This window comes from Acinetobacter sp. ANC 3929, assembly GCF_000369405.1.
Classification (GTDB): Bacteria; Pseudomonadota; Gammaproteobacteria; order Pseudomonadales; family Moraxellaceae; genus Acinetobacter.
The window spans coordinates 266,950-283,547 of record NZ_KB849999.1 but is presented as its reverse complement, the minus strand read 5'-3'; the positions used below and the strand labels follow the sequence as shown (position 1 = coordinate 283,547).

The following is a 16,598-nucleotide window of genomic DNA, read 5'->3' as shown; positions in this document are numbered from 1 at the left end:
AGAATGGCAACATCATAACATTATTTATCTCATGAAATTGTGTTTGTATTTTTAATAGATTCAAAATAATAAAGCCTTCAAATGAAGGCTTTAGGCATAAATTAAAAACAAAATAAATTAGAAGGCATCGCCCGGTACACGAACCCAACCTTCCATCAATACACGTGCACTACGGCTCATGATGGCTTTTTTTACAGACCATTTACCATCAATCAACTCTGCTTGAGCACCAACACGTAAGGTTCCAGAAGGATGACCGAAACGTACCGCTTCACGCTCACCACCACCCGCGGCTAAATTTACCAAGGTCCCCGGAATGGCTGCTGCTGTACCAATCGCAACCGCTGCAGTTCCCATCATGGCATGATGCAATTTACCCATCGACAACGCACGCACCAATAAATCCACGTCAGTCGCTTCAACTGTTTTACCACTCGATGAGCTATAACGCTTTGGCTGTGATACAAAAGCAATTTTAGGCGTATGCTGACGTGCAGCAGCTTCTGAAATATCTTTAATCAAACCCATGTGTACTGCGCCATAAGCACGGATTTTTTCAAACCGCGCTAAAGCAGCCGCATCACCATTAATCTGATCTTGTAATTCTGTCCCTTGATAACCAATGTCTTCAGCATTTAAGAAAATGGTTGGAATACCTGCATTGATAAATGTTGCCTGAAAAGTCCCCACCTCAGGAACAACCAACTGATCCACAACATTTCCTGTCGGGAACATATCGCCCCCTTCTTCGCCATCATCAGCAGGGTCTAAAAATTCAATTTGTACTTCAGCAGCGGGAAAGGTCACGCCATCCAGTTCAAAATCACCTGTTTCCTGAACTTGACCGTTGGTCACAGGAACATGTGCAATAATCGTTTTTGCAATATTTTTCTGCCAAATCCGTACTGTACAAATCCCATTTTCAGGAATATGCGCTGCATCCACCAAACCATTTGAAATCGCAAATGAACCCACTGCCGCAGTTAGATTGCCACAGTTACCACTCCAGTCGACAAATGGTTGATCAATCGAAACTTGACCAAATAGATAATCAACATCGTGTTCTGGCTGTGAACTTTTTGCCAAAATCACGGTTTTACTGGTACTTGAAGTTGCAGCACCCATTCCATCAATCTGCTTACCATAAGGATCTGGACTACCAATCACACGCAGAAGAAGTTGATCACGTGCTTTGCCTGCTACTTGTGCCGCTTCGGGTAAATCATCCAGTTTGAAAAATACACCTTTACTTGTGCCACCACGCATATAGGTTGCTGGGACTTTAATTTGCGGTACTGAGCTCATGTCAATGTCTTCCTTTTATCATGTTCTTGATGCAGATAAATTTTGAATTTAAAGGTACTGTACTGCCATCAAAAATACCATACGACCAATTGTTTTGGGATTGGTCGTAATGCCTGGAATCTGTGCATTTTAGTGAGTAGATTTCAAGGCTTTCATCATGGTAGAAATAATGATCCATCCGTCGGGAAAAGCAGGGACATTTTCCAACTGTATAAAATTACAGCATATTTCATTTTAATATTCATATAAATATAAGATTTTAAATAACTTTTAAAAACAACTTTCCAGTCATAGCATCGCTGTACTTTTACTAGGCGAAAATCTTTCAATCTATTAGAATAATCCAGTTAATTCCTCGTCGAGCTCAGTCCTTTGAACAACGATTCTTCTCAACTTCAGCGTGGACTAAAAAACCGCCATATCCAACTCATCGCGATGGGTGGAGCAATTGGTACGGGCTTATTTTTAGGTTCTGCGCAAATTATTCAGTCTGCTGGACCATCTATTATTTTGGGGTATGCAATTGGCGGCTTGATTGTTTTTCTCATCATGCGTCATTTAGGTGAAATGATTGTCGAAGAGCCTGTTGCAGGTTCATTTAGTCATTTTGCTTATAAGTATTGGGGTAAATTTCCAGGCTTTATCACAGGCTGGAACTATTGGGTGCTCTATATCCTCGTAGCAATGACTGAGTTAACGGCGGTAGGTAAATATATTAATTACTGGTGGCCTCAAATCCCCGCTTGGCAGTCTGTATTATTTTTCTTTGTCGTGATTACAGCAGTCAACCTGACCAATGTTAAATTCTATGGTGAGTCAGAGTTCTGGTTAGCGATCATCAAGGTCACTGCCGTGGTTGCCATGATCTTGTTTGGTTTATTCCTGCTCTTCACTGCGGATGCAAACTCAACCGCTTCATTTAGCAACCTCTGGTCACATGGCGGCTTTTTTCCGCATGGCTTTGATGGCCTGTTTTATATGTTGGCTTTCTTGATGTTTGCTTTTGGTGGCATCGAACTGATTGGTATGGCCGCAGCAGAAGCCAAGGATCCAAAGACAACTATTCCTAAAGCGATTAACCAAGTCGTTATTCGTATTCTGGTTTTCTACGTGGGCTCACTGACCATTCTATTGTCGCTGGTGCCTTGGAACCAACTGGACCTAGGTGGCTTAGATAAAAGTCCATTCGTGATGATTTTCAGTCAAATGGGCATTGCTTGGGCAGCACATCTACTTAACTTTATTATCCTGACGGCAGCATTATCAGTTTATAACAGTGGTATGTATGCCAACAGCCGTATGGTGTTCGGTCTAGCGCAACAAGGTAATGCACCGAAAGTATTTACCAAAACCAATAAACAAGGTGTCCCTGTTCCAGCGGTACTCCTCTCAGCATTCCTGATTTTTGGTTGTGTATTACTCAACTACTTTGTGCCTGAAGATGCCTTAGGTCATTTGATGTATGTCGTTGTTGGGGCTCTGGTTTTAAACTGGGCCATGATCAGCTTGACCCATTTGAAATATAGAAGTCATATCAAAAAAGCTCAAATTAAAACCTCTTATCCAGCATTATGGTCTCCATTCAGCAACTATTTAGTCTTAGCATTCATTGCTGTTGTACTCTATATCATGTGGCAACAAGGCTTTAAAGAATCTGTACTGATGATTCCGATTTGGATCGTAGGCATGTTTATTTTCTATAAAATTTTAAATCGCAAAACTGAACATTAACAGTTGATCGGTTTGATAAAAAAGTGATTGCTTTGGCAATCACTTTTTTGTTTTAGCAATCAAAAATTTTAGTTTTGATGGCTAAAACATTTCAGGAGATTAAAAAATTTAACTTTAAATATCTGTTAAAAAAACTAAACAGTATGTTCTGTATATTGGTTGCTATTATCCCCCTATAAAAATTAAGAGGGTAAAATTATTTATGGCAACATCTTATATAACGATTGGTTGCCCTACTACTGGTGGGGGCAAAGTACTGACTGGAAACAGCCTTTTTCAGATTGAAGGTGTCCCAATAGCCTGTACTGGCGATCAAGCAACCTGCCCTAAACATAAAGTTCTTGCGACCATCATTACTGGCGATCCTCACATGAATATTTTTGGCAAACTAGCCGCACGTGTGGGGGACAGTTTATCTTGTGGTTGTAAACTATTGCCAAAGCAAAATCTCGTTGTTCAAGATAATGGTGCTTCAGTTAGATCTATCACATCAAAAAACACTAGATCATTAATCACAGAGTCACAAACAAATAATTTTTATGAAGACAAAGGAAAATACGAAAATTACTATATTGAACGTCAAAAAACTGAATATATTAAATTTAAGACTTTCGTAACGCCTTATGATGAAGACCGAAAAAGCGCCAAGGGCGTTATGTCTCAAGTACTTTCAGGTACAGCAGATTTTGTTTTAGACTATGATTTAACTGGAAAGAAACTGTTTATAAGTGTTTCTATGATTCCACCACGTTTAAAAAATGACGCAACAATTTTTCCTTTTGGAACTATTAATCTTTATCACGAAGGACAGAAAATTAATCAATCGACATTAAAAGTTGGTGGAGGTTTTTGGGATACATCAAGAGATAAACAGCCAGTAGGATCATGCACAATTGAATTACCCGAACCTAACCTACAAACTATCACAGTTGAATTGACGGCTGGCTACAGAGCAAAATTTGACGTTGGCCTCATTATTCCCATGCCACCAACTACTACTTTTAAATTTGATCTAAATTCAGCAACTAGGCGAGTAAAATGATTAAAAAGTTTACATTTCCAATATTAATATTCTGTTCTTTTGCCCTGTTAGCATGTAATAACTCAGCAAATAGTATTGAGCCTTCAACTGTCTCAAGTAAAAAAGACAATTTAGAAGTACATGAAAAACTAAATGCCAAAGATCAAGAAATTGTAAATGAGTACAATCAGGCAACTGATCTTATTACAACGGGTGATGTAGCAGGGTTTCATAATCAGATCAAAGCACTTATACCCCAAATTAAGACTATCTCAGATGATAAGCAGCGCAATTTAATTTTAATGAATGTTTATACTCAGTTGGAAATGAATCAAGATGCCTTTGATCTTAATGAAAAGCTATTACAAAAGAATCCATCATCGGATAAGCAAGAATTTCAGTGCTTCCTTTTAAAGCAACTCAATAAAAAAGAAGATCTACCTACATGTTATGAAACTGCGGCAGGATTATTAAAAAAAGAGCTTAGCCATCCTGAAGCCAAAAAAAATCCAGACTATCCATATTCACAATGGTCATATTACTTCTACATGTATCAAGCAGGCCATCCTGAATACAAAGAGAAAATGCTAAATCTCATCCAATCTACATCGGATACTAAAATTAAATCTAATTTACAAACCGCATTTGATGATGAGATCCTAAATAAATAAGGCGTAAAAAATACCAACTCTTCAGAATTGGTATTTTCTCTTTAACAGCTGATCGGTTTCATTAAAAAGTGATTGCTTCTGCAATCACTTTTTTGTTTATAATCATAAAATTATGCGCTTATAGCTTAACTGGATAGAGCAGTTGCCTCCTAAGCGACCGACGTGGGTTCGAGTCCCGCTGAGCGCATGCTCTCTTAGATCTTTTATATTTAAACTAAAAGAAAATTAAATATCCCAGTTCTTTTCGATGGCGGTAATTTGGCTATATACACTTTGGTACTCTGCCTGTTTCACCGTACACCAAAGCTCAACAAAGGCTTCGCCTAGATATTCAGTTAAATATTTATTAGCTTTCAATAAGCTCAGTGCTTGAATTTGCTCAGTTGGCAATAACACATGCTCACTTTTCAGTTTTAATTGATGTGCTTGCTTAGGCAGTGTTAACTGGTGGGTCAAACCATGCAAAGCACCTATCAAAATTGTAGTTACCGCCAAATAAGGATTACAGTCTGCTCCTGCTACGCGATATTCCAAACGCTGATTTTCTTGATCTGAGCATGGAATACGAATCGCAACATTCCGATTATTCAGCCCCCAATTGGCTTCGAGTGGTACATGATTACCCAACTTAAAGCGACGGAAAGAGTTTAGGTTTGGTGCTAAAATTGCCATCGAATCTGGCATCAATAACAATAATCCACTTACTGCTTTTAATAATCCATCAGCTATATTGCCTTCTAATGAGCTAAAAATATTTTTCTGATTCTGATCTAAAATGCTCATATGAAAATGCATGCCACTACCCGCTTTATGCATATCAGGCTTAGCAAGGAAGTTCGCACGTAGACCATGCTTATTCGCAATCTGTTTGATGGTTCTCTTCAACAACATAATCTGGTCACACAAAATCAAAAGATCAGTTGTATGTTGCAGATTAATCTCATATTGCCCCGATGACGACTCAGAAACGATGCCTGTAATCTGAATGTTCTGTAATTTTGCAACCGATTCAATCTCATTCAGAATATTTTGATAATGGTCAGAAGTATTAATGTCAAAGCATTGCGTTACCGTTTCTTCAACTTCTCTGGCGGTGCTTAAAGGATGTAAATAAAACTCTATTTCTGCTGCAATACAAGGATAATAATTTTTTTCATGCAGTTGATACAGGATCTTTTTCAGCACATTCCGAGGTTCGTATATACAATCTTTTCCATGATCATCTTTCATACTGAGAAGCACCTGTGCATTATGCTCAGGGTCGGTGGGATGAGGTTGTAGAGACCCTAAAATAGGTTCACACAAATGATCCGGCTCTCCGATATATTTTCCCAATCCAGTCTCTTCAATCACCTTCCCATCTAAGCTCATAGCGTAAATTGACAAAGGGAAATAACAGCCTTTGGTCAGATTTCTTAGACACCCGATATCAATTCTTTTGCCTCGCAAGTGCCCATTCAAATCACATAAGTACACATCGACATGTTGAGTATTTGGATACTGTTGTAAATAGGCCTCAACTTCTTCTATAAATCGTTGTTTTTGCGTATGACCATCAACATCATTTTTCGAGGCTGTGGTATGAATATACGTTTTAAATGTAAATGGACGGTTGATCTCAACAAGTACAGCACTCATAGCTGAAAACTCTAGTTATTCGATAGATTCAGCTTAGAACAAGCCTCGATATAAGTAACGTAAACAGTGCGTAAACTACTTGTGGTACTAGATAAATTTTTCATAAAAAAGAGCAATAAAAAACGGAGTTAGACTCCGTTTTTAAAACAATAAATCAATTTATTCTTGATGCTTAGTCGAGAACCCTAACAGACTTTAATCGTCTTAATCTTACAGCCAATTCTTTCAATGCATAATTGATCGAAACAACTAGTAGGAAACCAATCACAAACGAACCAATCACATCAAAGGGGTGATGTGTGCTGAGAAAACAGGAGGTTTTAACTTGGTAAACTATAGACACTCATCAGGAGTTTACCATGAGCAAGAAACAGAAGACTTACACCGCAGAATTTAAAGTTGAAGCAATAAAATTGATTGAAGCCAATCAAGGCAATGTATCGGAAACAGCCAGACAACTTGGCATTTCAATGCAAACTCTTTCAAATTGGAATAATAAAGCAAAGACTGGCACCTTAGCAGGCACTAAACAATATTCACCTGATCTAAATGCCTTACTCGAAGAAAATAAAAAGCTCAAACAACAGCTCAAAACAGCTGAAATGGAACGTGAATTTCTAAAAAAGGCAGCAGCGTACTTTGCGAAAGAAAGTCAGTAAGGTACGCCTATATGAAACAGCAAAGACATTTATTCCCGATTAGCTTTATGGCTAGATTACTTCACGTTTCAGTGTCACGATTTTATGATTGGCTAAAACGAGGCATGAATAAAAGATTGGTTCAGCGAAATCAACAGACAATTTTGGTCAAAATAGCTCATGAGGAAACTAAACAAAGCTATGGCTATATTCGATTAACTAAGCATTTACAAGCGCAAGGTATCAAAATCAGTACGTATGCTGTACGTCAAATAAAAAAGCTCAACCAGCTGTATTGTAAGCGTCATAAGCGTTTCAAAAGAACTACGAAGAGTGATCATAATCGAGCGATCTACGCAAATTTACTAGAGCAACAGTTTTCAATGACTAAGCCCAATCTTGCATGGTCAAGCGATATTACATACATTTGGACTGCTGAAGGTTGGTTATACTTGGCAGCAGTAAAAGACCTGTACACGAAACAAGTGGTTGGCTATAGCTTAAATGAGCGTATGACCGCACAACTTGTTTGCAATGCACTGACTATGGCGATTCGTAATCAAAAACCAACGAAAGGCTTAATTGTTCATTCGGACAGAGGCAGCCAATATTGCAGCCATGAATATCGAAAGATACTGGAAAAATGTGATTTTCAAGGTTCAATGAGCAAACGTGGGGACTGTTACGATAATGCACCGATTGAAAGTTTCTGGGGCATACTCAAGAATGAATTAGTGCATCATTGCAACTATAAAACCAGAGATGAAGCTAAAGCAGATATTACAAAATACATTGTGTTATTTTATAATCAGCGAAGAATTCAAAAGAGTTTGGATTTTAAAACGCCAAATCAAATAGCAGAGAACTTTTATCGGTTAGCTGCCTAGCATATCCCAAGTGAAAGTCTCCTGCTAATTCAGCACATATCAGGGAAATGTACTCCAACAAAAACCCGTGATAAACCAACAATCACACTCAAGATCAACCCAATGATCCCAATCTTTTTGAAACCTGCCAATAAATATGAAAATGCAATAATAACAATGGTTAGCGTATGTTGACTTGGGAAGGATGAACTTGAACCGTGGCCAATCAATTTATGACCTAAATCAATCTGAAATGGGCGTGGATGATGATAAAAAAACTCAATGATGTCGCTGAGCAGTAAAGAAAACAGGACGATCACCAATGTTTTTGCGAACAGCAGGTTATAGATTTTCCATTGTGTCACTAACAAAAATACAAGAAAACTGATAAATACAGTATTGAGATCTTCAGCTAGAAAAATCGCGACTTTGTCTAAAACTGCCTGTTCCCTTGCAAAAGAATTTATACTATTAAACAAAGCGATATTTAATTCTTTAAAAATCATTTCCTTTTCTATCCACACTATCCATGAAGATCAATGCGCTCAATATACAGGATAATAATGAAGAAATTATTAATAATTTTTATATTTTATTATTCACATATTATAAAAGGAATTAAGTCAAGTATTGCTCAATTGGTTAACAAAATCCATCAACTAAACTCATCAATAAATAGAATAAACTTATCCTATTTATTGATGTTAATTGGCGGAAATTTAGAACTTAAATTCTAAACCTGTACCCGCAATCGGTTGTTTATCTTTGGCACTTGCTTGCTCAAAAGTTGAATAACCTGCGTAACCATAAACTTTTGCTTGCTTAGTAAATGAGTAGTCTGCACCTAACAAAAGTTGCTTGGCATCAAAATCGGACTCATTGCTTTTAAAGCTGGTGCTATTTTGGCTATATTGCGCTTTTAGCGTCCATTTTGATTGATTCGGTAACTTGTATTCAGCACCAATGAGCCAGCCTTGCGAATCATCAATATTGATCGCAGCGTCATCATTTCCTTTTTTATCAGCAACCTTAGAGGTCTGATATAACGTTTTTAATGCCAGTCCTTCAATTGGCATCAAGCGACCAATCACACGCACGGTATTCGCAGCAGCAAACACTTCATCCACTTGCGTTTCGGTATCGGTAGAATTCAATAATCCATGCCCCAAGAAGTCACTTGGAATCGCTTTATCGTAGCCCAAACCAACTAAAAATAATGGATGACTATAACTGAGCGATGCAGACCATGCATCACCTAAGCCACGTCCTGCGGTGTTAACTCCACCGCGTTTATCATCTTCAATCCCTCGGCTTTCCCCTGTTGCAAGCAAGACACTTGCTTCCAAATTACCGCCATTCAACGCAATTTCAGGAGAATCATATACCACCGCATTATTCACACGGTTTTCACCCGTCATAATGCCCGTGATATCTGCTTTATTACTAATATAGTTATTAAAACTATCAACAGGACTCGATAAATCTTTTAGCGGTGTATTATGTTTACCAATTTTGACTGTACCAAAACGATCATCTTTTAATCCGACAAAACGATTACGTTGCGACCAATCCGTTTTGTCGCCATCTGCATAAAATGCCCATTCTGCTAAATAAACCGCACTCAAATTTTCGGTTAATTTTTCTTCACCTTTAATCCCAACAAATGAACTATTACTATTTATTTTCCATACATCACGGTCTGATGAATTGGCATTTACTTCTGGTAAATAATCTAAACTTGCGTCAATTTCTCCATATAATTTTGGTGCTGCAAATGCAGAACTGGTTGCAATACTTATGATTGTCGCAAGCGCAAGTTTCATCTTCATTTTTATTTCCTAACCATCTAAAAAAGTGTAAAAAAGTCTCTATTTCGCTGTATTTCAAGCAAAATTTTAAATTAAGTGGGAATGCGTAAATAAGTATGCTTTTATATTCTCATGAATATAAAAGCATTATAACAAATTGATTTACATATTATAAAATGGAAATACACCAAATATTAAGGCACTGCCCATCAACACGCAGCAAGTAATAAATGCCCATTTCAACGTGAATTTCTGATGATCACCCATTTCTACAGCAGCCAGACCACATAACAAATAAGTTGAAGGAACTAAAGGTGATAACAAGTGAATCGGCTGCCCAATAATCGAAGCACGTGCAATTTCAACAGGTGAAATTCCATAATGCGATGCAGCTTCCGCAAGAATCGGTAAAACACCAAAATAAAAGGCATCATTAGACATAAAGAAGGTCAAAGGCATACTTAAGACACCAGTAATTGGTGCCAAATAAGGTCCCATGCTGGGTGGGATCACAGCCACGAAACCTTTAGACATCGCTTCAACCATGCCTGTTCCAGATAGAATCCCGGTAAAAACACCTGCAGCAAAGATCACACCGACGACTGCGAGTACGCTATCTGCATGCATGGCAATACGTTTTTTCTGCATGTTGACGCATGGATAGTTCACGACTAAAGCAATACAGAAACCCAGCATGAACAGGATCGACATTGGTAAAATCCCTTTTACCAAAGAAGCCATTAAGACTAAGGTCAAGATACCGTTAAACCAGCGTAAATGTGGACGTTGTGCTTCAGGATCTTTTGAAATAGAGATGTCATCCGCATGGCTAATATCGACCAGTTCAATCACGCCTAAACGTTTGCGTTCATACATGCCATACAGATAGGCCAAGAAGAATAACCAAGCAGCCGCAATCATCATCGATGGGATCATTGGAATGAAGACTTCACTGGCATCGACCTGAAGTGCACTTGCAGCACGTGCTGTTGGTCCACCCCACGGTGTCAAATTCATGACCCCACTACAAAGCAGCATCAAGCAGGTCATGATCAATGGATTCATACCAACACGTTTATACAGTGGCATCATTGCTGCCACACAAATCATATACGTGGTTGAACCATCACCATCTAAAGAAACCAATAATGTTAGAAAAACAGTACCTAAAGTGATTTTTAATGGATCGCCTTTTACTTTCTTTAAAATCCATCTTACCGAGGGGTCAAATAGCCCCGAATCAATCATTAATGCAAAATATAAAATAGCGAAAAGAAGCATTACGCCTGTTGGTGCTAACTTTTTAATCCCCTCTAACATGGTATTGCCAAGTTCGGCCAATTGAATATGGCTTAAGCTCTCAAAATAAAAACCTAAGCCCCAAGCGATAATAGCGAATATGAATGGGATTAAAATTAATGCAACTAATGCACTGAGACGTTTTGACATGATCAAATACATAAAGCACATGATCATGCTGATACCTAAAAAAGTCAGCATTTAAAGCAATCCTTAGCATAATAAGTTTTTTTAATGGGTAGACCTACCCTAATCCAGCACAGATTCTATGCGATTTAACTTTGGTCAATTCATTTAATTTAGTTATATGTCTAAAGCACCCATTCACATGAAAAATACCTTAAAAGTATGCAAATATACTTTCAATATAAGATTATGATTTATAATTAATTTTATTTTTAATATATATACCATTCAATCAAAATCAGCTTTTTTAATGAACTATATTCAAGAAAAGAATGTCATATTATGGTGCATTTTTTGATTAAAATTTAACAAACATAAGGGAATGATAATCAAAATAAATCGCATTTATTTATCAGGCAACCAAGCTGATTAAAATCCAAGCGAAAATAGCATTATTCGAAATTACGAAAAAATTATAACAACAATGCTTTTTATTTCATATTAAAAATAAAATAAAAAACTCATATCTTGAGAATAATAGCACTGGTTAAAACTAAATACGGTTAGTTTGATACACTCGATATTCATTTGGTGAAATCCCCACCCAATTTCGATACGCTTTCCTAAAATTCGAGGTATCAGAAAAACCTAATCTTGCTGCAATTTCATCAATACTTAATGTTGTAGCAGCTAAATACTCATCAGCAAGTCGCCTTCTGGTACTATCTAGAATGTCCTGATAACTGACCTCAATATCAGCTAAACGACGATAGAGTGTTCTTTTAGATAAATGCAATTGATCTGCCATCTGTTGTGCTGTAGGAAAGCTGCCTACTGCATCTAACAATAGCAGCCGAATACTACGAACCAATTCGGGTTCTTCATGCTCATCTGTACCTAACATTCGCTCACAGAATGACTGACACATATCCGCCGTAATCGGATTGGCATTTGGGCAAGGCTTGTCTAGCCAGTCAAGATCAAAATGCCACTGCATTACCTCTGCATCAAATTCAACTGGACAGCGGAATACCTTTTGGTATTCATCGGCATAGTCAGGTGCAGGATAAGGCAACAATAATTTTTGAGCTTGAAACGGTGCTTCTAATACACACTCAATCAAAGTTTGCATTGAACTAAACCAAAACTCACAGACCAAAGGCAATAATTTACCCAATGCAATAATTTCACTCCCTTCAAATACTGCAGCATGCTTCTGAATAGAAAATGATTTCTTTAATACTGGTGCAGCAAGCTTAATATGGCGAATCCCAAACTCGACCGCCTGTTGAAAGTTACGAGAAGAATAAAGTGCATAACCATAGACACCAAAGTCTGAGAGTTTCTGTTTTTGTCCTGCTCGCATACCAATCAAAGGATCTTTTGATAAATGCTGAATCGTCTGAAAAAGCTGTAATTTTTGATAGGGTGAAATCTGGGAAGCTGCGCTGCTCAGTGCATCATGGGCGATACCTGTACCTTTTAATATTTCAGCTAAGCTATAACCTTGTTGTTGCATTGCTTCAAGCAGGCTGGTCAAACCTAAGATCGCTGTGCCTTGACCCAATTGATTATGATCATATCGTGCTTCAATCGTCTTCGAGTTCACATCCTGTTTACGCATTTTTTCACCTCATCCCTTGAGTGATGATGCATAATGGCACTAAATTACCTTTTGTTGTCTCAATTTAACATCGACTACAAATCTCATCAATCATAAAGTCTATTCTACTAATAAGCATGAAAGGAGCAACAATGACACTTTCAACTTCACAACAATTCAGTGATCCTGCAACCGAACATATGTATTCGGTATTTAATCAACAGCGTGCTGCTTTTGATGCTCAGCCCTATCCTGATCTCGATGATCGACGCACCAAATTACTGAAAATAAAAAAGCAGATTATCCGTTATCAAGATGTGATTGCGGCTGCAATTAATACTGATTTTAGTTCACGCTCTGTAGATGAATCCAAACTGCTTGATTTGCTCGGTTCTGTGCTTGAAGCAGAACATGCAATCCGTCATTTGAGACGTTGGATGCGACCAAGCAAACGTAGCACCGAATTGCTATTTTTATCGAATCGTTTACGCGTTCAATACCAACCCAAAGGCGTCGTTGGTGTCATTGTCCCATGGAACTTCCCTGTTTATTTAGCACTTGGTCCATTGGTTGCGGCAATAGCAGCAGGCAATCGTGTGATGATCAAGTTACCTGAAGTGACTCCAGCCACCAATACGGTGGTTAAACGGATGTTGGCTGAAATCTTTCATGAAGATGAAGTTGCTGTTTTTGGTGAAGAAATCCTTGATCCAGCACAATTCACCTCACTTCCATTCAACCATATTGTATTTACAGGTTCGCCAGCAATTGGTCGTGTGGTCATGCGCGCGGCAGCAGATAATTTAACCCCAGTCACCTTGGAACTGGGTGGTAAATCTCCTGCATTGATCAGCCGTAATTATCCTCTAGCCGATGCTGCAAAACGCGTTTTACATGGTAAAGCAACGAACTGTGGTCAAATCTGTGTTGCACCCGACTATGCACTGGTACCAAAAGAAAAAATCGATCAATTTGTCGCAGAATGCCAAGCAAATTTCACCAGCATGTATGGTAAAAGTATTCGCAATAACGACAATTACACCTCGATTGTGAATGACCGCCATCTGAAACGTTTGCTCGAAATTCTGGATGACGCCAAAGCCAAAGGCGCACAAGTCATTGCCTGTGGTGAATATGACCGCAACCAAGATGCACGTCGTATGCCTGTGCATATCGTACTGAATTGCACACCAGACATGCGTATTTTAAAAGAAGAACTGTTTGGTCCTGTTTTACCTATCGTCGCATATGAGGCATTAGATGATGCGATTCAATATATTCAAGCAGGCGAAAGGCCATTAGCTTTATATTGCTTTAGCCATGATGCCAACGAACTTGATTATATTTTAAAACGGACTCACTCAGGTGGAGTCACAGTCAATGATTGGGGCTGGCATGTGGTGAACCATGATGCCCCATTCGGTGGGATTGGTAACTCAGGTATGGGAACTTATCATGGCGAAGAAGGTTTCCGTGAACTTTCCCACGCGAAAACCGTATTTGCCCGTCATCGCTTCTTCCCAACCCAACTGTTCTACCCTCCTTATGGCACTTGGGTACAAAAACTGGCTATACGTTTCTTCTTGAAACAGGGCGATCCAAATATTAAATAATCACTGAAAATAAAAAAGCCTCTAGAAGAGGCTTTTTTATTTTTAGATGCAAGTAAATAACTTACTTCATCATGCCATCTTGCTGATATTTGGGTGAGCGAGGTCCATACAGCAACCCTAATCCAGGATTGTGCTGTGTTGGTGTAAATAACTGGGTATTTACAATCGTTGCCAAAGGATAAGCGCGATCATTAACACTCCCTGCAATTTGTTCAACCAATGCCCCCACTAACGACGTCAGTAAATCGTTGTTGCCATTATTACTCGATTGAACCGCTTTCTTCTCGCCTGTCCAAATAGTTTCATTGGTCTTTAGATCAACCAGTTTGGCTTCCACACTTACTGTAGCAACACTTTGAATGACTTGATATTTTGATCCATATTCTTTGATTCGAATATATAAGGCCGCATCAGCCCCAAAAATTTGCTGTAATTTCTGCGGTGAAATGCTTTGAGCATCATGACCATTGGTCACACCGTTCTCTTTGAACATCGAATCGACCACAGAAATTGGAAAGACATAGTATCCTGCTTCAGCAACTGGCGTAATCACCGTGGGCCAATAACTATAGGTGGCCTTAACATCAGGAGAATCATTTACAGGGGGTAATACCAAAATGGATTTCGGCATATGCTGTTTATAAACAGTCATATCCTTATTCACCGCAGGAGATGATGCACATCCCGTCATGAGCACGCCCGTGAGCAGTAGACTCGAAACTAAAAATGCCTTGATCATGGCTTTTGGCCCCCTGCACTGGCATTCATTTTCTGCAACAAACGATCCATCAATATCGTAGATTCAGGGTAGACCTGTCGCTCCAATTGAAAATATTCAACTGCCTTTTGTGCATTATTTTGCTGTAAAGACAACAACCCTAGATGTGCATATAATCCTGGTGGAACCGCCAGATTTTTTGCTTTCGCTTTCTCTATTTCTGCTTCCAACTTGATCATTTGTGTATTAGGCGTTGCTTTTTCAGGCGCGTTATACATCAGATAGGTTTGCTGTGTATAGGAACCCCAACTATATAAAGGTTGAGGCCCAGCAGCGCAGCCAACCAATCCAATCGCCATCAGACTGGCAAAAAGAATTTTTTTCATGTTACAGCGGCCCAGTCTTATTGTGCAGTCCAGCGGTTATTCTGAATATCGGTAACCAAATTGTTGACTGCTTCACGTACCGCCAAGTCTAAGACTTTACCGTTTAAAGTAGAATCATAAGATGCTGTAGAACCAAAACCGAGCACTTCACGCGCGCTCAATGCGTATTCGCCTGCACCTTGCACAGAATGAACAATCTCTGAGGTTTTCACATCTACAATATTTAAGTTCACTTTTGCATAGGCAATTTGCTGTTTGCCGCGGCCTAAAATACCGAATAACTGTTGGTCACCGACTTCTTTTCGACCGAACTCAGATACATCACCTGTAATGACGTAACGTGCGCCTTTAATGGCTTGAGTCGAATTGCTATAACCGACTTCCTGTTTGAGTTCAGAAAGATTGTCTCGATTTAAAACCGAGAAATAACCCGTTTGCTGTAGATGTGTTTCTAAAATAGTTTTTGCCTGTCCGCCAAGACGATCGACATTATCTGAAAATATTCCTCTCATATAACTTGAGCGATTATCAAACTTGCCAATTGAAACAGGTACTTTCACCCCGTTATATTTAATTTGTTGTACTGCTGCCGTCACTTGTGGGCTTTGGATTGATTTTGAAGTTTCTGTGGTTGAACAGGCCATTAAACCTAAAGTACTGAATGCAGTAATCGCTAATAATTTTTTCATTTTGACTCTAATCAGCAAGACATAAAAAAAGTCTCGGCAGTATATACTAAAAAACTGAATATAGCCTATAACAGTAAAAAAGCTAAACTACTATTAATTATAATAAAAATTTATTTTATACCTTCAACAATTTCACACATTATAGGTACCTGATGATCGCTCAATACGCTGTGATGGACTAGCTATGCAACCCTATTTCTTAGCTCAATCAATTAAATGACAATTTGAGTTTCAAAGGTATATTTTAAATTTTCTTTTATTTCCTAAAATCTTATTTAACTGTTTTAATCTTATCACCTAGATAAAATTGCTGTAAATCAGTGAACTGAAATGCATCAAGCTCTTCAGCGTTTGTATGATAAATATGAATAAAATTTGCGTTCATATTGACCACTATTTTTCTCAATGCTACTTTCATTTTGCCATACCTCAAATTTTCTCTATACCAATATGGTAGGTTTCTAGATCACGCATTTGTCCTGAGCT

The 16,598-nt window shown here is 38.4% G+C and carries 14 protein-coding genes, 1 tRNA gene and 2 pseudogenes; 6 read left to right on the top strand and 11 right to left on the bottom strand.

The features are described from left to right. Positions 1 to 117: 117 nt before the first annotated feature. Positions 118 to 1,305, bottom strand: a complete 1,188-nt coding sequence (prpF, locus tag F909_RS11325) for a 2-methylaconitate cis-trans isomerase PrpF (RefSeq protein ID WP_005150201.1) — start codon at positions 1,303 to 1,305, stop codon at positions 118 to 120. A 372-nt stretch (positions 1,306 to 1,677) separates the two neighbouring features. Between prpF and F909_RS11330 the strand changes: the two genes are divergently transcribed. The 4 genes from F909_RS11330 (at position 1,678) to F909_RS11345 (ending at position 4,915) form a co-directional block, all read left to right on the top strand. Further along, on the top strand, positions 1,678 to 3,036 hold the full coding sequence (locus F909_RS11330) for an amino acid permease (RefSeq protein ID WP_005150200.1): 1,359 nt from the start codon (positions 1,678 to 1,680) through the stop codon (positions 3,034 to 3,036). Positions 3,037 to 3,238: 202 nt separating this feature from the next. Next, positions 3,239 to 4,078: a PAAR domain-containing protein gene (locus tag F909_RS11335; protein ID WP_005150199.1), complete on the top strand. Its 840-nt coding sequence runs from the start codon at positions 3,239 to 3,241 to the stop codon at positions 4,076 to 4,078. Beyond that, positions 4,075 to 4,728, top strand: a complete 654-nt coding sequence (locus tag F909_RS11340; protein WP_005150197.1) for a hypothetical protein — start codon at positions 4,075 to 4,077, stop codon at positions 4,726 to 4,728. The genes F909_RS11335 and F909_RS11340 overlap by 4 nt, the downstream gene beginning before the upstream one ends. Before the next feature lie 114 nt (positions 4,729 to 4,842). Further along, positions 4,843 to 4,915, top strand: a tRNA-Arg gene (locus F909_RS11345). A gap of 38 nt (positions 4,916 to 4,953) precedes the next feature. Here the strand turns inward: F909_RS11345 and F909_RS11350 are convergent. Continuing rightward, positions 4,954 to 6,366, bottom strand: a complete 1,413-nt coding sequence (locus tag F909_RS11350) for a glutamine synthetase family protein (protein WP_005150189.1) — start codon at positions 6,364 to 6,366, stop codon at positions 4,954 to 4,956. A 172-nt stretch (positions 6,367 to 6,538) separates the two neighbouring features. Then, positions 6,539 to 6,676: pseudogene (locus tag F909_RS21520) on the bottom strand (phosphatase PAP2 family protein); the annotation flags it as partial. Between the two features lie 49 nt (positions 6,677 to 6,725). Between F909_RS21520 and F909_RS11360 the strand changes: the two are divergent. After that, positions 6,726 to 7,891, top strand: a protein-coding gene (locus tag F909_RS11360; RefSeq protein WP_085940850.1) for an IS3-like element ISAba21 family transposase whose coding sequence is annotated in 2 segments (ribosomal slippage) — positions 6,726 to 6,984 and positions 6,984 to 7,891 — 1,167 coding nt in all. Because the reading frame shifts where the segments join, the coding sequence is not laid out codon by codon here. A gap of 41 nt (positions 7,892 to 7,932) precedes the next feature. On the opposite strand, the pseudogene F909_RS11365 reads toward F909_RS11360, so the two are convergent. The 4 genes and pseudogenes from F909_RS11365 to F909_RS11380 all read right to left on the bottom strand — a co-directional run. Beyond that, positions 7,933 to 8,376: pseudogene (locus F909_RS11365) on the bottom strand (phosphatase PAP2 family protein); the annotation flags it as partial. Positions 8,377 to 8,589: 213 nt separating this feature from the next. Then, on the bottom strand, positions 8,590 to 9,699 hold the full coding sequence (locus F909_RS11370; protein WP_005150177.1) for a porin: 1,110 nt from the start codon (positions 9,697 to 9,699) through the stop codon (positions 8,590 to 8,592). 141 nt (positions 9,700 to 9,840) lie between these two features. Further along, positions 9,841 to 11,178: a CitMHS family transporter gene (locus tag F909_RS11375; RefSeq protein WP_005150175.1), complete on the bottom strand. Its 1,338-nt coding sequence runs from the start codon at positions 11,176 to 11,178 to the stop codon at positions 9,841 to 9,843. 478 nt (positions 11,179 to 11,656) lie between these two features. Then, complete coding sequence (locus tag F909_RS11380; protein ID WP_005150174.1) at positions 11,657 to 12,727, bottom strand: AraC family transcriptional regulator; 1,071 nt, start codon at positions 12,725 to 12,727, stop codon at positions 11,657 to 11,659. A gap of 131 nt (positions 12,728 to 12,858) precedes the next feature. Here F909_RS11380 and F909_RS11385 point away from each other — a divergent pair, with 131 nt between their 5' ends. Beyond that, complete coding sequence (locus F909_RS11385; RefSeq protein ID WP_005150172.1) at positions 12,859 to 14,319, top strand: coniferyl aldehyde dehydrogenase; 1,461 nt, start codon at positions 12,859 to 12,861, stop codon at positions 14,317 to 14,319. Between the two features lie 61 nt (positions 14,320 to 14,380). On the opposite strand, the gene F909_RS11390 is transcribed toward F909_RS11385, so the two are convergent. From F909_RS11390 to F909_RS21130, 4 genes are all read right to left on the bottom strand, one after another. Further along, on the bottom strand, positions 14,381 to 15,058 hold the full coding sequence (locus F909_RS11390; protein WP_005150170.1) for a DUF799 domain-containing protein: 678 nt from the start codon (positions 15,056 to 15,058) through the stop codon (positions 14,381 to 14,383). Beyond that, on the bottom strand, positions 15,055 to 15,423 hold the full coding sequence (locus F909_RS11395) for a DUF4810 domain-containing protein (protein WP_005150168.1): 369 nt from the start codon (positions 15,421 to 15,423) through the stop codon (positions 15,055 to 15,057). The genes F909_RS11390 and F909_RS11395 overlap by 4 nt, the downstream gene beginning before the upstream one ends. A 17-nt stretch (positions 15,424 to 15,440) precedes the next feature. Continuing rightward, positions 15,441 to 16,112 carry a CsgG/HfaB family protein gene (locus tag F909_RS11400; protein WP_005150166.1) on the bottom strand — a complete coding sequence of 224 codons (672 nt, stop codon included), beginning with the start codon at positions 16,110 to 16,112 and terminating at the stop codon, positions 15,441 to 15,443. A 271-nt stretch (positions 16,113 to 16,383) separates the two neighbouring features. Beyond that, on the bottom strand, positions 16,384 to 16,530 hold the full coding sequence (locus tag F909_RS21130; protein WP_005150164.1) for a hypothetical protein: 147 nt from the start codon (positions 16,528 to 16,530) through the stop codon (positions 16,384 to 16,386). Positions 16,531 to 16,598: the final 68 nt, after the last annotated feature.